The sequence below is a fragment of the Clostridium sp. YIM B02506 genome, from assembly GCF_022324845.1.
Classification (GTDB): domain Bacteria; phylum Bacillota; class Clostridia; order Clostridiales; family Clostridiaceae; genus Clostridium_T; species Clostridium_T intestinale.
Window position 1 is genome coordinate 1 of sequence record NZ_JAKGTG010000003.1, and the last position, 21,268, is coordinate 21,268.

At 32.9% G+C, this 21,268-nt stretch carries 9 protein-coding genes; all 9 read right to left on the minus strand.

Features of this window, described 5'->3' with window-relative positions; genetic code table 11:
- Positions 1–770: 770 nt before the first annotated feature.
- Entirely contained in the window at positions 771–1,211 is a 441-nt protein-coding gene (locus tag L1S49_RS03845) for a GtrA family protein (protein WP_238902622.1), read from the minus strand.
- A 126-nt stretch (positions 1,212–1,337) separates the two neighbouring features.
- Complete coding sequence (locus L1S49_RS03850; RefSeq protein WP_238902623.1) at positions 1,338–2,936, minus strand: FGGY-family carbohydrate kinase; 1,599 nt, start codon at positions 2,934–2,936, stop codon at positions 1,338–1,340.
- Positions 2,937–2,982: 46 nt separating this feature from the next.
- Positions 2,983–3,633: a TetR/AcrR family transcriptional regulator gene (locus tag L1S49_RS03855; RefSeq protein WP_238902624.1), complete on the minus strand. Its 651-nt coding sequence runs from the start codon at positions 3,631–3,633 to the stop codon at positions 2,983–2,985.
- Between the two features lie 5 nt (positions 3,634–3,638).
- Positions 3,639–4,772 (minus strand): class II aldolase/adducin family protein, encoded by a 1,134-nt coding sequence (locus L1S49_RS03860; protein WP_238902625.1) that lies wholly within the window; start codon positions 4,770–4,772, stop codon positions 3,639–3,641.
- Positions 4,773–4,803: 31 nt separating this feature from the next.
- On the minus strand, positions 4,804–6,282 hold the full coding sequence (locus L1S49_RS03865; RefSeq protein ID WP_073018291.1) for an aminotransferase class III-fold pyridoxal phosphate-dependent enzyme: 1,479 nt from the start codon (positions 6,280–6,282) through the stop codon (positions 4,804–4,806).
- 324 nt (positions 6,283–6,606) lie between these two features.
- Complete coding sequence (locus L1S49_RS03870; protein ID WP_238902626.1) at positions 6,607–10,023, minus strand: fibronectin type III domain-containing protein; 3,417 nt, start codon at positions 10,021–10,023, stop codon at positions 6,607–6,609.
- Positions 10,024–10,143: 120 nt separating this feature from the next.
- Entirely contained in the window at positions 10,144–10,905 is a 762-nt protein-coding gene (locus tag L1S49_RS03875; RefSeq protein ID WP_275299519.1) for a MurR/RpiR family transcriptional regulator, read from the minus strand.
- A 191-nt stretch (positions 10,906–11,096) separates the two neighbouring features.
- The gene (locus tag L1S49_RS03880) at positions 11,097–16,649 is read right to left on the minus strand and encodes an LPXTG cell wall anchor domain-containing protein (RefSeq protein ID WP_238902627.1); all 5,553 of its coding nucleotides are present in this window, start codon (positions 16,647–16,649) and stop codon (positions 11,097–11,099) included.
- A 331-nt stretch (positions 16,650–16,980) separates the two neighbouring features.
- Positions 16,981–21,165 (minus strand): fibronectin type III domain-containing protein, encoded by a 4,185-nt coding sequence (locus L1S49_RS03885; RefSeq protein ID WP_238902628.1) that lies wholly within the window; start codon positions 21,163–21,165, stop codon positions 16,981–16,983.
- Positions 21,166–21,268 lie beyond the last annotated feature (103 nt).

Consider the following 21,268-nt stretch of genomic DNA (forward strand, 5'->3'; position numbering starts at 1 on the left):
AGGATAGTTTATCCATTATAGGTGGGTCAACTTTACTCGTTAAAGGTGGGTCAGTTTTAAGTATAAATCAACACTTAAAAGGATACTAATTTAATAAAATTCCTTTTAATCTCAACATAATTCAATATAATTACTATATTATGATATAGCGCTATTACGACATTAGGATATTAAGACATTGTGATATTAAGATATTGCGATATTAAGACATTACGACATTACGATATTAGGACATTACGATATTAGGACATTGCGACATTACGATATTAGGACATTGCGACATTAGGATATTACGATATTAAGACATTACGACATTAAGACATTAAGACATTAAGACATTAAGACATTAAGACATTACGACATTGCGATATTAAGACATTACGACATTAAGACATTGCGATATTAAGACATTACGACATTAAGACATTGCGACATTAAGACATTACGCACCTCTGCTCTGTAGAGACTTCTTCTCAAGTCTCATTAGATTCCTTCTAGCCTCTGCACTGTAGGAGCTTTTCTTTTCAAAAGCTCCATTAAATTCCTTTTAACTTCTGCACTGTATGAGCTTCTTCCCAAGCTCCATTAGACTCCTCTTAAAACCTTAAAATTAAAATTTTTTCAATAACTTGTGACATAAATCCCACTATTTAAATATTATATAGAGTGCCCATTTCACTATATATGCTCCATAATGCTTGGGAATACTTCTACCCAGAACAGCAGTGCAAAATCCCCTTAATTAACTATAGTAATTAAGAGGATCTAAGTTATAATGAGCTTTTCTTTGCTAGATGGTTTGTGTCTATGGATTTTTTGAAAACATAAAAGCGGTCATATAGGAATTCTAATATAAAGTTTGCTGCCATGTTTATGAGGGTTACTAGGTATTCATTCCAGTGCAGAGTATCTGCTAGATAGTTTCCTATTAGGGTTGATGCTGGTATATAAACTAAATAAAAGGCAAGGATTTTTGTCATTGCTACTGCTATATTGTTTGCGGATTTAAAGGTATATCTACGATTTAATGTGAAGTTCCATATTACTGATAATATTACTGCTATCACATAGCTTGGCCAGTAAGGCCAGTCTGTTAATTCATTAAAGATTGAAAAAGATATTATTTCTATAATTCCTGCTGATATTGAGAATATACCAAATTTAATTCCACGAATGATTTCTCTCTTTAGGTTATCATCTTTATTTTTCATTTTATCATCCCTTTCTATTAATTTTTTCACCTACAAAACAAAAAAGAAGCCATCTATTTTAAGATGACTCCATTGTCTTCTAATTTATATTTCATTTTGTAGGTGATTGTATCATATAAATTACTTTTAAATACTATTTCTAATATACTTAAAATTATCTTTATTGGTTTTGTATAATCTTTTAAATACTTCAAAGTTTCTATCATATATCTTTTTTGCTTCTTTATTAGGTTCTAATACTTTTACTGCTGGTATATAGTTTTTTATGGCTTTTAAATCTTCGATAACCCCAAGTCCTACCCCAACTAAGGCTGCTGCTCCAACTGCTCCTACATTTTGAGGATTTTTTACTATATCAATCTTATGCCCTGTAATGTCTGCTAATATCTGAGCTGTGGTTTCTGATAAGGCACCCCCTCCAACAAACCTAATAGTTTTTGAGGTTTTTATTTTTTCCTCCTGTCCTTCAAGCATCCATCTTAGGTGAAAACATATCCCTTCTAGTACAGCACGTATAAGTTCTGTTTTTCCTGTTTCTAAGGTTATATTAAAAAACATTCCTGAGGCATTAGGATCTTCAAAGGGACATCTATTTCCATGTAGCCAAGGTGTAAAAATTACTCCACCTGCACCTGGGCCTATTTCATTTATGGTTTTGATTAGATACTCATATAGACTTTTATAAATGGCCTCGTCACTTTCTATTATCTGCTTTTTCTCAAGATATATATCAATCTCATCTAAGGCTAGATGGTCCTTTACCCATTCAAGGCACTTCCCTGCTGTCTCCATTTCTGCAAAGTAGTTATAATATCTTGTTTGTGCTCCAACTATTGAGGCTATCATCCTTTTTATATCAACCTTTTGCTTGTCCACAACTGTTGATACCCATCCAGATGTTCCAGAATATATGTGAGTATCTCCAAGTTCAACACAACCTGCTCCAAGTCCTATTAAGGAAGCATCTCCGCCTCCTCCAAATACAGGTGTTCCTTCTACTAAACCTAATTCTTCAGCAGATTTTCTCCTAAGTCCTCCTACCATGTCAGTAGACTTTATTATTTTCGGCAGATGATTCATATCTACCCCATTCATCTTGCATAAAGCTTGACTCCAACCTTCTTTATCTTTTCTTGTATCATATAAAAGAGTTGAAAAAGCTGAATCCTCAGTCATTATGAATTCTCCTGTACACTTATTTATGAGGTATTCTTTTACATCTAACCACTTGTACACCTTTTTAAATTTCTCTGGTTCGTTATTCTGAACCCATTTGTATTTCCATACAGGATCTTTTACACTTGTTGAAGCAGCTCTTGAAATCATTAAACTTCTTACCAGTTTAAAGACATTTGCACCTGACACTTGAATACCATTTCCCATACACTCTTTTATTTCTTTTTCTGCCCTTTGATCCATGTAACTCATAGGTCTTCTTACAGGTTCTCCATCCTTATCTACAAGCACCAGCCCTTGCATTTGGGAGCAGAAGGAGATTCCTGATATTTCAGAAGGTTCTATTGAGGTTTTTTCAAATATCTTTTTGGTGGTTAAGCACATAGCCTCCCACCACTCTTCTTGGTTTTGCTCAGCACCGCCGTTTTCCATCATATAAAGATTATATCCTTTGTGGGCATGAGCTATTAATTCTATGTTTTTCTCAATACTAAAAAGACAAGTTTTTACACCAGTTGTCCCAATGTCATAAGCAATTACATATATCATACCATCACCTACTTTTCGTGCAATTGCACCCCAATTTATTTAATTTTTATTTGTGTATTACTTCTGACTGATTGAAAGTAAATGCAGATTCTAGGAACTTAAGTAACTGTGATATCATCTCTTCATCTCTGTTTTCCACATCTTCACCACAGAAAATCTTCATTCTTTCCTTGTAGTAATCACAGCTATAGGAAAACTGCATCATGGTTAGTAAATTATCGAAGAAAAAGGCAAACATACGAGGATTTATATCACTTCTTATATCTCCATCTCTCATGGCTTTTTCTATTAATTCACTATAGGCTTTTGAAGTTACTGTTTCTATTTCCTTTGCAAGAACCTCTGCAAACTTTTTACTTCCACCTGAGGTTATTTCGTTATACATATTTATATAGTTGCTGTGTTTTCTTGAATAAGCCTGTACTGCACGTATCATTTTTTCAGCCCTAACCAAAATCTTATCTTCACTATCAACTACTTCTTTAAGCACTGATTCTAAAACATTAAGACTTTTTCTAAGGCAAGCTAGGAAGAAGGTTTCTTTATCTCCATAATACTTGTATAATACCCCCACACTTATTCCTGCATTTTTTGCAATAACATTAACGTTGCCTCTGTCTAAACCTTTTTCAGCAAACTCTGCTATTCCTGTTTCTAGAATTTCTTCTATTTTTTCTTCTGTCAATTTTCTTAGCATTTCTTTTATACCTCTTTATCTTTCTGTTTTGAATATTTTTTTACATATATAATGCGTTGAATATTCGCATCTAGGGAGCCTAAAGGAGATAGATTTAACTTGGTTCCATAAATATCTGCTATACACCCTTTATTTAACACCATATCCACAGCTTCGGCTTCACTTTCTGTTATTCCTGTGCATAAAGCTCCTATTCCTTCTATTAAAATTGCATTTTTATTTTTTAATTCCTTTGCTATATTCTTTATATTATCTTCTGAATCTTTTAAACACTTTATATTTACACCAGCTATTTGAGCTAAGTCATCAAGATAGGGCTTAAGCACATGGCCCTCTCTGCAGACTTTTAATATAGCTTCTTCTTTTCCATGAATAATATTATTCACCTTACTATATTTATATATAGCTTCATGTAATTTTACTACCTTAGGAGCTTCCTCTTTTACCTCTCCTACTGTATATTCCTCAGTTTTCCCCTCATAATTTAGAACGAATTTTACCCCTTTACGATAACTTTTCCCATAATCCTTAAGTAGATTTATGGTTTCCTCTTTTTCAGAGAATATCTTATTAAACTTATCTTCTGAAAGTTTTTCAAGAGTTTCTGCAATATTAAACCCATCTTCTAAGTCTTTGCCATAACATACTGTTCCATGATATTTCATTAAAACAGCGTTGCTATTTTTGTTTTCACTTATGACTTTTTCAACAGCTTTTCTAAGTTTTTTTGTGGAAGGCATTCCATAACTTGCACAAGGCACTTTTTCTCCAAGTACTTTTTTAAATTCTTCATCATAAACTTCTATACTTTTTCCATCTATACTAATAGCTGATGCCATTACTTGATGGGTATGAATAATGAAGTTTACATCTTTCCTTAACCTATAACCATCTGCATGAATTCCCTTTTCACTTGAAGGTTTAATATTTCCTTCATAAGAACAGTCTTCTATGTTTACAACTACTATCTCATCTGGAGTTAGATTTTCATAAGCTAAACCACTTGGTGTTATAACAAATTGTGTATCAGATATTCTTGCACTAATATTTCCCCAAGTTCTTGCAATAAGTCCACTCTGAACTAAGATCTTACCCGCCTTTATAACTAAGTCTTTACCCTCTTTTATAGAATATGCCATAATACCCTCCTTTCAAGGCTAAATCCCCTTTTTAAATCTGTCCACACTTAGAGAATACTCTATCAAATCTTACTAACAAATCATCAACCATTTCTTCTGTGTAAGCGGCACTTGTGTAAAGTCTTGAACCTGCTAGGGTAACTATTCCTTCAGCCATATATGCTGCTCCCATGTGCTCCATTTCTTTCTGACGTATACCAGTTTCTTTTAATACGTTTGGAATCTTCCATGGTTTCATTAGATTAACACTAAAGTGCATAGTTCCTGCATTGTCTAAATGACAGATTGATCCTTGATTAAATGCAACAAATGGTAGGTTATATTTTTTTATTGATTTTTGAAGTCCTGCTGTAAGTCTATCTCCCATACGTCCTGCTTTTTCACAGGCATTTGTACTTTCTATTTCTGAAAGAGCAACATATCCTGCTACACAAGAAATTGGGGTTGCTGCCATGGTTCCTCCACACATAGCCTTAGATACTTTTTTACCAGAAGAATCAAGTCCTGCTCCTAGGTAAGCCATACAATCCTTGTGCCCACCTACTCCTCCAGCTCCTGGATATCCTCCTGCTATGATTTTTCCAAATACAGTTAAGTCAGGGTCTACACCAAAATACCCTTGTGCTCCGCTGTTACCTATTCTAAATCCTGTTACAACCTCATCAAATATCAAAAGTGCTCCATATTTGTGAGCTAATTCCTCTGTTCCTTTAATAAATTCCTTAGATACAGGTCTTGTCCCACTTTCTGGTCCCATTGGTTCTATGTATATTGCTGCTGTTCCACCATAGAACTTATTTTTCCAAAGCTTTCTTTCTAAATCATTTAAATCATTAGGGAAAAATTCATCGGTATGCTTAAATACAAAACCAGGTACCCCTTTTGACATCATTCCCTTTGTTCCTGGAACTCTTATGCCATAGGCAAGCTGATCTGACCATCCATGATAAGCTCCTCCCATTTTTAAGATGTTTTTCTTCCCTGTTTTAAGTCTAGCAATACGAGCTGCAACCATGCAAGCTTCTGTTCCTGAACCTAACATACGGAACATGTCTACAGATGGAACCATGTCAGATATTTTTTTTGCAAGCTTATATTCATATTCATGGAAAAGTCCTGTTGATGGTCCACAGGTATTTAAAAGTTCAATTACCTGTTCTCTAACCTTAGGAGGATTGCTTCCAAGTATAGTAGGTCCACCTGCCTGTAAAAGGTCATAATACCAGTTTCCATCTACATCATATAATTTTGCCCCTTCAGCCTTTGTTATAACAATTGGAAATGGATAGTTAAAGGCTAAATTATGCTGAACTCCCCCTGGAATAATATTCTTTGCCTCATCAATCATTTCTTTTGACTTAGTACATTTTTTATTAAAGTATTCTTCTATATATTCATCTAAATACTCTTTTTTTATTGAATGCACTGGCTTTTTTATAAGTTCATCCAGCTCTTTTGTAACTTTTTCTGCATCAAGATAATTATCAATTGCAAATCCCTTATATGCCATTATAAACTCCCCCTTTCTATCTCGTGAGTTACAACTCACGTCTTGATAATATTTTAATATTATATTTATATTAGTGTCAATATGTAATATAATATTTATTTTGCTTAACATATTATTAATATTTTATTATTTTTAATAATAATTCAATTCCGAACTTTTATTTATGTCAATATATAAATTAAGAGGGGTTCTAATTGTTCAATTCCTCAAAGATATTGGTTTTTCTTAAGTTTTATTAGCTAATCTAAGGCTAAAAAATATTTTAATATTAGGTATTATTTCAAAAAAAGAAGAAGCCCTAAGACTCCTTCTTCATACTAACTCTTATTCATTTGTTGGCTGATACCCTTGTTCTATTATGCTTCCGTTGAAGCCTCTAACAGTTCTACCGTTTTTATAGCTTAGGATAAATTTACGTGACCAGCCTTCTCCTTTTTCACCTGTTACTTTGTCGATACCGCTGCTTACACCTTCACCTGTTCCATTTATGATGTGATTAAATTTTTGCATTACTGCATTTTCATTTGCAAAGGTTTGCATGCAGGCATTTTCTACAACTACGCCTTCTTTGTTTGGTACTTCAATTGCATTTTCAAGTTCTATTTGTACTTCTGTTGAATCATAGGTTGGACCTGTGTATATAAATACGTTGTAGATTCCAAGTCCTACTGCATAGTGGTTGTTTACATTGTTTGCTACTTTATAAGCTGCGTAGCCTTTTACTGTACCATTGTGAGACATCCATGCTTCTTGGCTTATTGGATCATATGCCTTTTCATTTTGATAGAAGTAAGTTGCTCCATTTTCACCGTTCCATAAGGTATCATAATCTTGGAAATGTTCATTGAATAGTGCATAGCTGGTTACATCATCACCATTTACTATCAATCCATGTTTTGATGTGTTTCCATTCCAAGCTACACCTGCACCATGGTCTGCTCTCCATATCCAGAAGTGATCTCCTATTACATCATCACTATTTATTATTAAAGCGTCATCTGCTTTTGTTAAGCTGCTTGTTGTTCCACCTACTCTAAAGAATAAGTCTGATAAAAGTGTTGGATTTCCTGAATGATCTTTATTTGCTCCATCTTGTCCAACTACTAATAATGCTTTTGAGTGTTCTCCTGCATCAAAGATTAATCCTGCTATTGTAACTCCATCTACGTCTGCGATTTTCATAGCTGCATCTCCATTATCAGGAATAATTGATGCCATACCAGTTCCTAAAACAATAGTGTTTGGATTATTAACATTTATAACTTGTTCTGCATGGTATACACCAGGCGTAAAGAATATATTTTTTCCGCTGCTTAATTGTTGATTTATTTCATTTGCTGTATCTCCTTCTTTTGCTACATAAAAGTTATTTAAAGAAATAACATTACCGCTGCCCATGCTAGTTCTAGACCATGAAATTCCTCTGCTGTTATTCTTAAGTGAAGGAACAAATACTTTATATTCTCCATCATCATCTAAGAATAGGAAAGGTTTTTCTTTTATTTTTGGAGTATTTGTAATACTTGTATTAACTTGTTGTTGGTTATCTGAGGTCGGAATTGCCCAGTTGCTATAGCCGTTGCCTTTTAGTAGTTGTGTTCCTGTTTGTGCTGTTGGTAAGTTAGGTGCAATAACTCCTTGATAAAAGGCATTTAAGGTTGTTCCGTATACTTTTCCAGTTACATTCGAGTTTCTTGTATAGAATTGTTGTCCTGAGAAGGTTCCTGAGCTGTTACCGTCACTTGTAACTCCTTCAATAAGACTATCTGCAACATATCCACCACTTGCCCATCCATAATTCCAGTCATAGCTTACTGCACGTTGAGAGTATATTCTTCTCATTGGTGCTGCTTGTGCTACTCCCCAGTTAAATTGATCTGGTCTCCATCCTCCATAGTAAGAGCTGTTATCTCCGGTTTTTATAACTGAGAAGTTCTCTACTGATCTCCAGAAGTTACAGGTTGCATTGTTATTAGCTAAATATGCTGGCACCTCTAGATTGTTTAATTTTACATCATAAGGTGTTTTGCCTAGTCCTGCAACTTGAGTATAAAATCCTACAGGCATAGTTCTTGTGCTTGTATAATCTCCTGGTTTAAAGTAAAGTGAGAAACGATTTTCATTAAATTGTGCATCTTTTTCTATGTCATTTTGTAGTTTGAATATATCTAATACTACCTTGTCAATGTTTGCTATATTATCAAATGGGGAGAAGAAAATCATGTTTTCACCAAACATCTCTTTTTCTAAAGATGTGAATTCATCAGATAATCCTGATGCTCCATTTGAATTTACTGCTACAACTTTGTAGTAGTTATTGTACTTGCCTGAATTTATATTAGTATCTGTATAGGTTAGTCCAGTGATTCCTTCTGCTATTTTCTTGTAACCATCTCTATCATAAGCACTTCTAGCACGATATATTTGATAGCTGTTTGCTCCATTAACTGCCTTCCAAGATAGCTGAAGTCCTCCTTGAACTTCCTTAAGACTTAAATTACTAGTCGTAACTGGTCCTGAACCATTTGTGGTTTGAACATCAATATTTACGCTTTCAGATTGTGGACTATCTCCATTTACTGTACTAACCATTACTGTATAGTTAGTTCCAGGTGTTAAGTTCGTAACGTTTAGTGAGGTTCCACTTGTTTCTTTATTAAATACTTGCGCCAAGGTTGCCTTATTAATTACAACAACCTTATATCCAGTAAGTATACTATTAGTAACACCGCTCCAAGAAACATTGAATGATGTGTCGTTTGTATTAGTAGCTTGTACATTTGAAACCTTCTTTGGTTTTGTAACTGAGTGGATAACAAACTTTTCATTGTTAGTAAGCTCACCTGTGTAGCCTCTTCTCATTTTCTGATCTACTACAGTAATATAGCTACCATTTTGTGAATCTTTAAAGGATACTGTTCCATCTCCATTAGGTGATACTATTATGGATTCCCATCCCCATGCTTTTACATCTGCATTTTGGAATACTTCTTCTGCTCCACCTGATTTCCAAGCTAGGTTTGAAAATGCTTTAGAAACAAAGTTCATTACTGGAACCCCATCATATGATCCATATAAAGGGAAGAATCTCAAGTCATCTCCAACAGCTCCATTTGTTTTTTCTCCAGTAACCTTTATTGGATTACCATTAACCCCATCTACTTTTATATATTTTCCTGATTGTTTATGTTCAATATATACACTAACATCGTTATACTTAGGTGAAATTATATAGAAATTTTCTGCCTGATCTGAACTGTTTGTACCAATAGTTAATTTGTTATTAGCTACATTAATGTACTTTCCTTCAAAATTCTTTAATCTTAATAACCCTGAGCTTCCATCAACTATTTCTGTCTCAAAGCCCTCCCACTTTCCTGTTGTCATCTCGCTTTGTTTTGCACCATTTGCTAATAGGTTTCCATTGTTGCTTACCCAAACATTACTAGGATTATCCACTCTGCTTATTTGAATACGATTAACAGCCTGGTATTGTTGGACTGTAAATAATGCATTGTCTCCAAGGTCATTTCCATTGGTTTGATCAACATTCTCAAGCAGTGAGCCATCTTGTGCAACGCTTATGACTTTTCCTGATGTGGCCGAAACTATATAAGAATATGCGTCATTAGCCTGGTAGTTATTTTTATCAACTACCGCGTTCCCCTGTGCAAATACCAGATTAGCATTTGTAAAAATCATGCTTAAGGTTAAAACTCCAGTTAGAAATTTCTTTAACATTATCCTTCCCTCCTATATTTTTTTCTGTAAGCCTACACTTATATTATAAAAAACATTTACATAAATTTATACATTTTACATAATCCTAGGAACGTATTCCAAAAAAAGAAACAAGAAAAATTAATCTTCTTGTTCTTTGTTCATTCTTATATAAGCTTGATGGGCTAATAATTCAATTAAGGTTACAACAGGAACTTGAGTTGTTAGGTTTAAGTATGTCTCTTCTTTGCTTTTCACTTCTGGCATATAATAGGACAAATTATAATCAGCAATTCTAGCTAAAGTTGATTCTTCATTGTTTGTAATGCTTAGAACCTTAGCTCCATATCTCTTAAAATCCTCAGCTTTCTCTATCATCTGTACGGTTTCTCCTGATACAGAAATAATTATAGCTAAGGTGTTTTCAAGTCCTCTAGGTGGAATTGGGTAAAAAGGATCTGATATACTGTAGGCATTCATCTTCATGTTTGTAAAATATCTACTTCCATACTCCCCTAATATACCGCTGGTCCCTATTCCTGAGAAAGCTATATGACGAGCATTTACTATCATATCTATGGCAGGTTTTAAAACCTTTCTATAGTCCTGTTTATTTACATCCTTTAAAAACCCCTTTATATGTGAACCTAAATCAAAAAACTCTTCAATTGTTTGTGAGTTGTATTCTTGAGCCTTTTGTTTAATCTTATACTTAAATTCGGCATAGCCAGAGAAACCCAATTTATTGCAACAACGTAGAATACTTGATGGAGATACATGACACACATTTGATAGCTCTCTTATGGTCATTTTTGATACTTCTTCTAAATTATCTACAACATATTGATACACAACCATCTCTAAATCATTTAATGTCTTGACTTTTTTAGGATCAAAAATCATATTTACTCCCCCCAGCAAACTAATAGATATTGATCTGATTTTGCAAATCTACTTACTTTATTTTCCTATACAATAATTATATCTCAAGGAAAATGACCCATCAATGATTGTTATTACGTTTACATGAAATGTATTACTTCATGCATAAAAAAAGAAGAAGTGCTAAGACTTCTTCTTTACTTTAAAACTCTTTATTTACTTGAAGCTTCTTTTTTTCTTCTTTTTACAAGAATAGCTCCAGTTGCTATGATTAATGCTCCTAATGCTATTAAATAAGATTGGTTCATTCCACCTGTTTTAGGTAGATTGTCATTCTTTTCTTCATTTGCTACTATTCCATACATACTAAAGTGATCTGTTATGAAAGTTAGATATTTTCCATCCCTTTCAGCATTCATTGAGACTACTTTCCCATCATCCGAAATGTATATTATATCTAATCCTTCTTTATCTAAGTAATCTTCTGGAATTTCAACTCTTACTTGAACTTTACCATTTGGCTGAATCTTAACTTTTCCTTTAAAAATTGAGATATCATATAGTGTAAGTAGTTCTTTTCCCTTTAATACTTCATTACTTTTTGAAGCTTCTTTAACACTATCTTTTGCAAATGTAATTTTCTCAGTATTAGTTTCATCATTAATAGGATCAACTACAATGTAAGCATCTTCATCAAATACAGTACCATCTATGCCTGTTATTGTAACTCCAGTAGGACTATCATGAAGAAGTAATTTACTTAACCTATCTCTTAAATCCGCTAATTTATTAACTAAAGTATCCTTAACTAGGCTTTTTTGTTCTTTGTTTAGGTTACTGTACAATTCATAAGCGTTGTTAACACTTTCTAAATCGCTCTTTTTAACGTTTGAAGGTGATGGTAAGCTATCAATTGCATTATTAACCTTATCTACTTCATTTTCTAAAGTTTCAATTCTTCCTAAGATATCTTTTAATTCTTGAATTTCTTTGACTAAAAGTTCTTGTTGCTCTTTAGTTAATTTATTTATTTCATCTAATCTATTTTGAACTAAAGTTTTTTGAGCTATCAATCCATCATCAGATTTTGGAATTCTATTAACTGCTTCCTTATTTGTAGAAACTTGTTCTTCAAGAACCTTAATCTTACCTAATAATTCATTAAGTTCAGCTATTTGATCCTTTAGAAGTTCTTTTTGCTCATCAGTTAATTTATTTGTTTCATCTAATCTATTTTGAACTAAAGCTTTTTGAGCTATCAATCCATCATCAGATTTTGGAATGCTATTAACTGCTTCTTTATTTGTAGAAACCTGTTCTTCAAGAACCTTAATCTTACCTAACAATTCATTAAGTTCAGCTATTTGATCCTTTAAGATTTCTTTTTGCTCATCAGTTAGCTTATTTATTTCCTCAAGAGCTTCTAATATATTGTCTTTTTGAGCTATTAATCCGTCATCAGATTTTGGGATGCTATTAACAGTAACTTTGACATCTGAAATATTTTTTTCTAAAGCATCAATTGCATCTAATAATCCTTTTAAATAATCGCTCTCTGATTTTAGAGCTTCTTTCTGTTCTGGTGTTAAGGTGTCAGAAATAGTTCTATTATAAACTTCATTAATTTTGTCTTTCATTGAAATTAATCCATCAGTTTTACCTGGTAATGAATCAACTGTATTTTCTATTTCATTTTTATCTTGAATTGTATCTTTTACTTCTTTATCAAGAGCAGCATATCTATCCTCTAATGCTTTAATAGCATTATCAGTATTTGTTTTATAAGGTTCTGGTAAATCATCATGGCTGCTAAACTCTTTTCTAATATCAGAGATAAACTCCTTATATTCTTCTGAATATATAACATCTGATACTAAAGGAAGTGCTTTAACAGTAAATGATATTGTACTTTCATTGCCTGATTTATCTTTAACCTTTATAGAATATTCTCCTGCTTCATTGATTAATGCTCCATTAGCTAGATTAACTTCACTACCATCATTCTTTTGGTAAGTTGCTTTTTCTATCTCTCCAAAGGCATCTTCGTAATTAATTACTCTTCCAATATAGTAACTTTCTTTGTTATCAGCACCTTTTATAACAGGTATTGTTTTGTCTATTTTTATATTGTATACAGTATCTAAGACGTCCTCTAAGCCTGATGAATTAACTACTTTAAATTGAGCTGTAGTATTTACATCATTACTAAATGTATAGGAATTTCCTTGTATAGGAGTCCACTCCCCTGATCCTATCTTTATATAGTATGTTACTGGAGATAAGGTTCCAGAATTAGTATTATCAAATGTAAATGTAACAGGTTTATTTGTCCAACCATCTACTATATTAGTTTCTGATTTTATAACTGGCGTTTCATTGTCATGTCTAACTAGAAGGCTGCTTTCATTGCTGTATAATCCTGAGTTACTTACTGCTCTAAAGTAGTAGGTTGAGTTTACATTATTGCTTATGGTAATCTTATTTTTCAATTCATTACCAGTAACCTCATCCTTAGCACCAGTTGTTTCTGGCATAGTTACCCATTCACCAGTTTCACCTATTTTGTACTCGTATCTATCAATACCAGCTAAAGTATTTCCATCAGCCAAGGTAACTACTATATCATCACCTGTCCAGTTTCCATTGTAAGTAGAATCTAAGGTTTTAGCGTCAAGGCTTATTGAACTTGCTTGCTGATTTTCCACAATAAATCCATTAGTTGAAATAACTGAAGAAACATTACCTGCTTTATCTACAGCTCTTGCATATACAGCACCTTTAAATTCTGGATCTACTGAAAGATTAGTTAGCTTAGTCCATGTTCCATTTTCGTCATAGCTTTCTCCATTATTTATATCTACTAATTGATATTCATAATAGTCAATTCCACTAAGCTCATCTTCAGCTGAAATATTAACATCTACACTTTCATTAAAGAAAAGCCCAAAAGTTATTTTATTTATAAACTCTTTAAAAGTATTATTATCAAAGCTTATTGTTAAGTCTGTAGCGGCAGTTTTATCAACTTTAACATCTACTCCTTCTGTAACTGAACCAGTACTTCCTCCTTTAGATACTACTCTAAAGTAATACTTATCATTTGTATCAGAAGATATTAATAATGTATTGTGATTTTCTCCTTCCATATCAGTCCAACTATCCTCATTCTCTGGATCTGTTGAGTATTGATATTTTAAGAAGGATTCAGAATTTATACCACCTTCTAATGTGATAGTCACATCCTTATTGCTCCATTTTCCATCTGTAACATTTCCACCAACTTTTATATCATCAGTATAAGTTGGTTTTGAAATATATACTGGAATAGGATTAGATACTTGACTTTCAACACCTGAGTTACTTACTGACTTAAATCTATAGTTTACAGTTTCACTATTTGTATCTGATATAGTTAGAGTGTCTCCATCTATTTCATTCCAAGTAGTTCCATCTGTTGTATAGTAATATTTTGTTCCTGATAAAACATCATTTGAGTTTCCAAGTTTAATAACAACATCATCTTCTGCTGGTACAGATGATGAATAATTATAAACTTTATCTGAAACAAGTATATCTTTTACTACTAATTCAGGAATAGTTTTATCAATCTTATTTACTTCAACTGTTTTAGTTACAGAGACACCAGCACCATTTGTTAAAGTAAATGTATATGTTCCATTAGCTGAAACTGTATAATTAGTATTTCCTTTAATATCTATAGGGTTTTCTCCATCTTTTGAAACTGTTAAATTACTAACTCCTGATACTCCTGTAGTAGAAGCTATATCTAAAACAACATTACTGTTTGTCCACTCTGATGGATTCCCTGTAACTTCTAAAGTAGGAGAAGTCTTATCTATTGTAAAGTTATAAACAACTTCATTTCCATAACTATCTACTGCTTTTAAGATGTACTTTCCATCTTCTAAAATCTCTGTACCACTAGTATAGTTAGTTTCTGGTCCACCATCTTTCGATAAAGTAACTACATTGTCTCCTGTAATAACAGGACTAACTTTATCTGTATAAACATGGTTGTTTTCTATACCACTTACAGTTCCTTGGAATACCTTATTTATATCTACAGATAGATGAGTATATTTTTGTGAATCAGTTTCACCTATAAATCTAAATGTATATTCCCCAGAAGACGATACAGTCATTGGATTCACAAAATTTGTCCAAATACCACCATTATTTGTTGTGTACTGAAGACCGCTATCAGTTGAAGATAAAATAACATCTTTATTTATCTTAGTGTTACTTACGTAAAGTTCATCGCTACCTGATATTACTGCATTTATATATGGTACTTTATCTATTGAAATTGTAGCTGATGTATTTACTCCTGCCACTCCTTGTACTGCTACTTGAATAGTATATATTTCTCCAGGTTTTAAATTTCCAGGTAATTGTAATGGAATTGTTGTTGTGTTATTTTCTCCTACTACACCTGTAGTTACTACTGCTGGTGAAAGTGGATTCCTTGCAGCGTCTAAAAGAGAAACTGTAACTGGAGTACCTTCATCTACATGAACAGTATTTACTTCAACTTTAAGATTTCTTCTTGTAGGAAGTATTCTGTTAACTTCTGGAGTTACTCCTGTTATTACTTCAATAGTAGTTGCTGTGGATGTTTCAGATTTAATAGTTGGATTACTTATTTTTTCAGATTTTAATGTTACTACATCTGAAGCTACATCTATCGCATCTTCTGGTATATTAACTGTTACATGAATTATTTTAGCTGCGCCATTGCCAAGAATATTTACAGTTGAGCCTTCTTGTATTGTGGTATTCCATCCGTTTGATGAGGATGCTTCTAATTTATAATCATTTGCACTGCTTTCAAAGTTGTGCACTATAAATTCATAGGTTACAGAATATCCTGGTCTTGCTGTTTTTTCAGCTGGAGCTAATGATTGTAATACTCCTGGTGGAGTCAATCTTTCATTTGAAACTATGGTCCAAGTTTCTCCATGAGTTAAGGAATTATTATTCCATTGAAGTTGATATCCTGCATCCTGATAGCTGGAATTAAAGGTATTGGAAAGATTTCCTGATATAGCTTCCATTCCACCGGTGCTATAATTTCCTGAAAAATATCTATTAGCTGGAGTACTTGAGCTTCCTGTAAAGCCCATAAGTCCAAATTTAGTCATGTCACTATTTCTCACATAAACCATTCCTGTAACTGGACTATAGTAAGACATTGCTGAGTCATCTCCACCAAAATATGTGTCTCCACCATGAATAAGTTTTAAATTTGAATATGTAGAATCACTAGTGTTAGTTAATGACCACTTCTTTTCATAATAAGCAGCACCTGGAGTATATGTAATCTGCTGTTTTAAACTAAGTTCGCCGTTACCTAAAGACCAAACTGTAGTTATAGTATTTCCATTTCTTGATTGAACACCTTGTCCAAATTGTTGAGGATTTGAATCCCATTCAGAATAATATGGTGTAACAAAATGTTTTTGAGAACCATTACTTGTGAAAAACACATTAGTTCCCCATGCATTATTTGCGAAATATTGATTAACATATCCGTAAGTAGTAAAGTTGCTCTGAGGCGTTAACTGCCAATAATAAAGTTCTAAAGAACCTTGCTCATTTACTACTATTTTTAAAGGATCTGCTGCTCCTCTGCCACCTAACGTGTTATCGGTAGCGGAATAAACCCTAATTGAATTAGTAAATAATAGATTGAAAATGAATAATAATACGATAGTTAGGCTTGCGCGCCTTTTATTCTTCCCCATAAAAACCTCCTTGTAAGTTGTTTATTTATTTTGTATGTTTTTATACTGATATTACAAATGATGGAGGGCATCAAGCATATAAAATATTTTTAACCATATACCATATCCCACCTATAAATCACACAATTTTTCTTTATTTTACTACATCATTCTCACAAACTTCTCACAAACTATATCTTTTCTCACTTTTTTTCATCAAATTTCTACATTTAGAAATCTAGTAGATCAGCTAATATAGCCATCTTTAAATATATTGAAGGCTGGTATAACAGAAAAAAGGAGCACTATGGCTCCTTCTCTCTGTTATATATTTTTACTCATCAGAGGGGTTCTACCTTTTCTTTTTTATAATAATAGCTCCAGCTGCAATTGTTAATAATCCTAGAGCCACTGCTTGAGAAGGATTTACTCCACCTGTTTGAGGTAAATTACCCTGGTTCCCGTTGTCATTTCCACCGTTATTGCCATTGTTTCCGCCACCATTACCTGGTTCTTCGTCAACTGTCTTCTTGATTAATCCTTTTATTGCCTTATCTAAATTACTTATAGCTTCATCAACCATCTTCTGATCTGCTTCTTCATCAGCTACTATATCCTTAGCTTTAGTTAAAGCTTCTTTTAAAGTAGCCCAAGTTGCACTTGTGTAATCTTCTTGTTTTAGACCTTCTGCTTCTGCTATTTTTGAGTTTAGTTTACTTTTATCTCCCTTAAGTATAAGCTGGCTTATTGCTGAGTTTATATTAGTTTCTAATTCATCAACTGTTGTTTGTTCTACATTATCATCTTTTAATACTACTTGAGATTTTTCTATTAAATCAACTAATACTTTTGAGCTTGCTTTAGTATAAATATCAAGATTTAGTTGTTTTGCGTTATTTAATGTTGCTGTTAACTTTTCTTTATTTGCCTTTAAAGAAGCTTTTGAAACCCCATCTTGAAGCTCAGTTGTTACTTTATCAACTTCATCTTGTTCAAAATCCTCTGTATCAATTATAAGTTTAGCTTTATTTACTAAATCTTCTAATCCTTTAATGCTTACAGGTTTATATTTTTCAAGATTAGCTAAAATTTCATTAGCTGAATCTACAGCTTTTATTAAATTAGATTTATCTGTTTTATATTCATTGGTCGGCTGATATCCTTGTTCTATTATACTTCCATTAAATCCTCTAATAGCTTCTCCATTTTTGTAACTTAATATAAATTTACGTGACCAGCCTTCTCCTACTTCACCTGTTTCTTTATCTATACCGCTGCTTACACCTTCCCCAGTTCCATTTATAATGTGATTAAATTTCTGCATTACTCCATCTGCTTTTGCAAAAGTTTGAATACATGCATTTTCTATAACCACACCTTCCTTATTAGGAACTTCTATAGCATTTTCTAGCTCTATCTGCTCTTCTGAGGAGTCATAAGTTGGTCCTGTATAGATAAATACATTGTAGATTCCAAGTCCAACAGCATAATGAGTATTAACCTTGTTTGATACTTTATATGCAGAGTAACCTTTTACATTACCATTATGAGACATCCATGCTTCTTGGCTTATTGGATCATAAGCTTTTTCATTTTGATAGAAGTAGGTTGCTCCATTTTCGCCATTCCATAAAGTATCATAGTCTTGGAAATGCTCATTGAATAAAGCATAACAAGTTACATCGTCACCATTTACTATTAATCCATGATATGAATTGTTTCCGTCCCAAGCCACTCCTGCACCATGGTCAGCTCTCCATATCCAGAAATGATCACCTATTACATCATCACTATTTATTATTAATGCATCGTCTGCTTTAGTTAATTTGTCTGTTGTTCCACCAACTCTAAAGAATAGGTCTGCTAAAAGTGTTGGGTTTGATGAATGGTCTTTATGCTCTCCTTGTTCTCCAACAACTAGTAATGATTTTGAGTGTTCTCCTGCATCAAATATTAATCCTGCTACTGTAACTCCATCTACATCTGCTACCTTCATAGCGGTTTCACTATTATCAGGAATAATTGATGCCATACCTGTACCTAAAAGTATAGTATCTGCCTTATTCACTTTAATAACTTCTTCTGCATGATAAACGCCTGGAGTAAAGAATATATTTTTACCATTTTCTAATTCCTTATTAATTTTAGAAGCATTATCTCCTTCTTTTGCTATATAGAACTCATCTAAAGAAAGAACTTCTCCACTACCCATGCTATCTTTTGACCATGACACGCCTTTGGTTTCCTTGTTAAGTGAAGGAACAAATATTTTATATTCTCCATCATCATCTAAGAATAGGAATGGTTTTTCTTTAATTACTGGAGTATTTGTAATACTGGTATCCACTTGTTGGGTGTTATCAGCTGTTGGAATTGCCCAGTTGCTATATCCATTACCATTTAAAAGCTCTACTCCAGTTGCAGCTGTTGGTAGGTTAGGAGCTATAACCCCTTGATAAAATGCATTTAAGGTTGTTCCATATGCACTTCCTGTAATCTCAGAATTTCTTGTGTAGAATTGCTGACCTGAATAAGTACCAGATGTTCCTTCAATGATACTATCGGCAACATATCCACCACTTGCCCATCCATAGTTCCAATCATAACTAACTGAACGTTCTGAATAAATTCTTCTCATTGGGGCAGCTTGAGCTATTGACCAGTTAAATTGATCTGGTCTCCATCCCCCAAAATAAGATGTATTGTCCCCAGTCTTTATAACCGAGAAGTTTTCTACTGACCTCCAGAAGTTACAGGTTGCATTATTGTTAGGTAAATATGAAGGTACTTCTAGATTATTAAGTTTAACTTCATACGGAGTTTTACCTAGTCCAGCAATCTGTGTATAATAACCTACAGGAATAGTTTTTGTTTTTGTATAATCCCCAGGTTTAAAGTAAATTGAGAAACGATTTTCATTAAATTGTGCATTATTTTCAATATCGTTTTGTAGTGTAAAAATGTTCTTTATAACTTCGTCTATTTTTTGTGTGTCATCAAAAGGTGAAAATAATATAATATTATCGCCAAATAATTCTTTCTCTAATGAAGTATATTCATCTGATAAATCTGATTCACCGTTCTCATTTTTTGAGACAATCTTATAATAATTATTGTATTTACCTTCATTTTCAGCAGTATCTACATAAGTTGTATCAGTTATGCCTTCTCCAATTTTTATATATCCATCTTTATCATAAGCACTTCTAGCACGATAAATGTCATAGCTGCTTGCACCATCAACTGCTTTCCAAGAAAGGTTTATTCCTTTATCACTTTCTTTTACAGTTAATTCAGTTGCCTTAGCTGGTACTGGGCCGTTCTTAGTTTGAACGTCTATACTTTCACTTTCAGAGTATGGACTATTCCCATTTACAGTACGAACCTTTATTGTATAATTAGTTCCAGCTGTTAATTTTTTTATAGTTAACTCTGTTTTATTAGTTTCTTCGCTTTTAATTTGCTCTAAGGTCCCCTTATTGATAGCTATAACCTGATAGCCAGTATATATGCTATTATTAACTCCATCCCAAGAAATAGTTAATGAATCAGCCGTAGAATTAATTAATCTTACATTTGAAGCTTTCTTAGGTTGAGTAACAGCATGTATTATAAATTTTTCATTATCTGTTATCTCTCCTGTATATCCTCGTTTCATTTTTTGATCAGCTACTGTTATATAGCTCTTATTTTCTGAATCTTTAAAGGAAATAGTTCCATCTCCATTTGGTACAACAATGATTGATTCCCATCCCCCTGCTTTTATATCAGTATTTTGAAAAACATAGTCTGAACCGCCAGACTTCCATGCTAAATTTTTAAAAGCTTTGGAAACAAAATTCATTACAGGTACTTCATTAAAAGTCCCATATAATGTGGAAAATCTCAACTCGTCTCCAATAACATCTCCTGCTTTATCACCATTAACTGTTATTGGATTCCCATTTACTCCATCAGCTTTTACATATTTTCCTGATTTCTTATGCTCAATGTATACAGTAGTGTCATTATATCTAGGTGATATAATATAAAAGCTTTCTGCTTGGCTAGGATCACTTGTTCCAATAACCAGTTTGTTATCATTTTTATTAATATATTTTCCATCGAAGTTTTTTAATCTTAATAAACCAGAAGTCTCATCAATAATCTCTGGTTGAAACCCTTCCCAGCTTCCAGCAGAAATATTACTTTGTTTTGTACCGTTAGCTAACAAGTTTCCATTGTTACTTACCCAAACATTATTAGGTTTGTCCACTCTACTTATTTGAATTCGATTAACTTGTTCATATTTATTAACTGTAAATAATGCTGTATCCGCTAGTTTATTTCCATCGGTTTCTTCTACCATGTCAATTAATGCTCCATTTTCGTCAACCTTTATCACTTTCCCTGACGTGGCTGAAACTATATAGGAATATGCATCATTTGATTGGTAGTTATTTTTATCTACTATTGAGTTTTCTTTTGCAAATGCTATGTTGGCACTTGTAAAAACCATACTTAAAGCCAATACCCCTGTTAAAATCTTTTTTAACATTACACCATTCTCCCTCATTTATTCTGTAAGCTTACAATACTATTATAAAAAATGTTTACATTTAATTATATATTTTCCAAATTATAGAAACATGTTCCAAAAA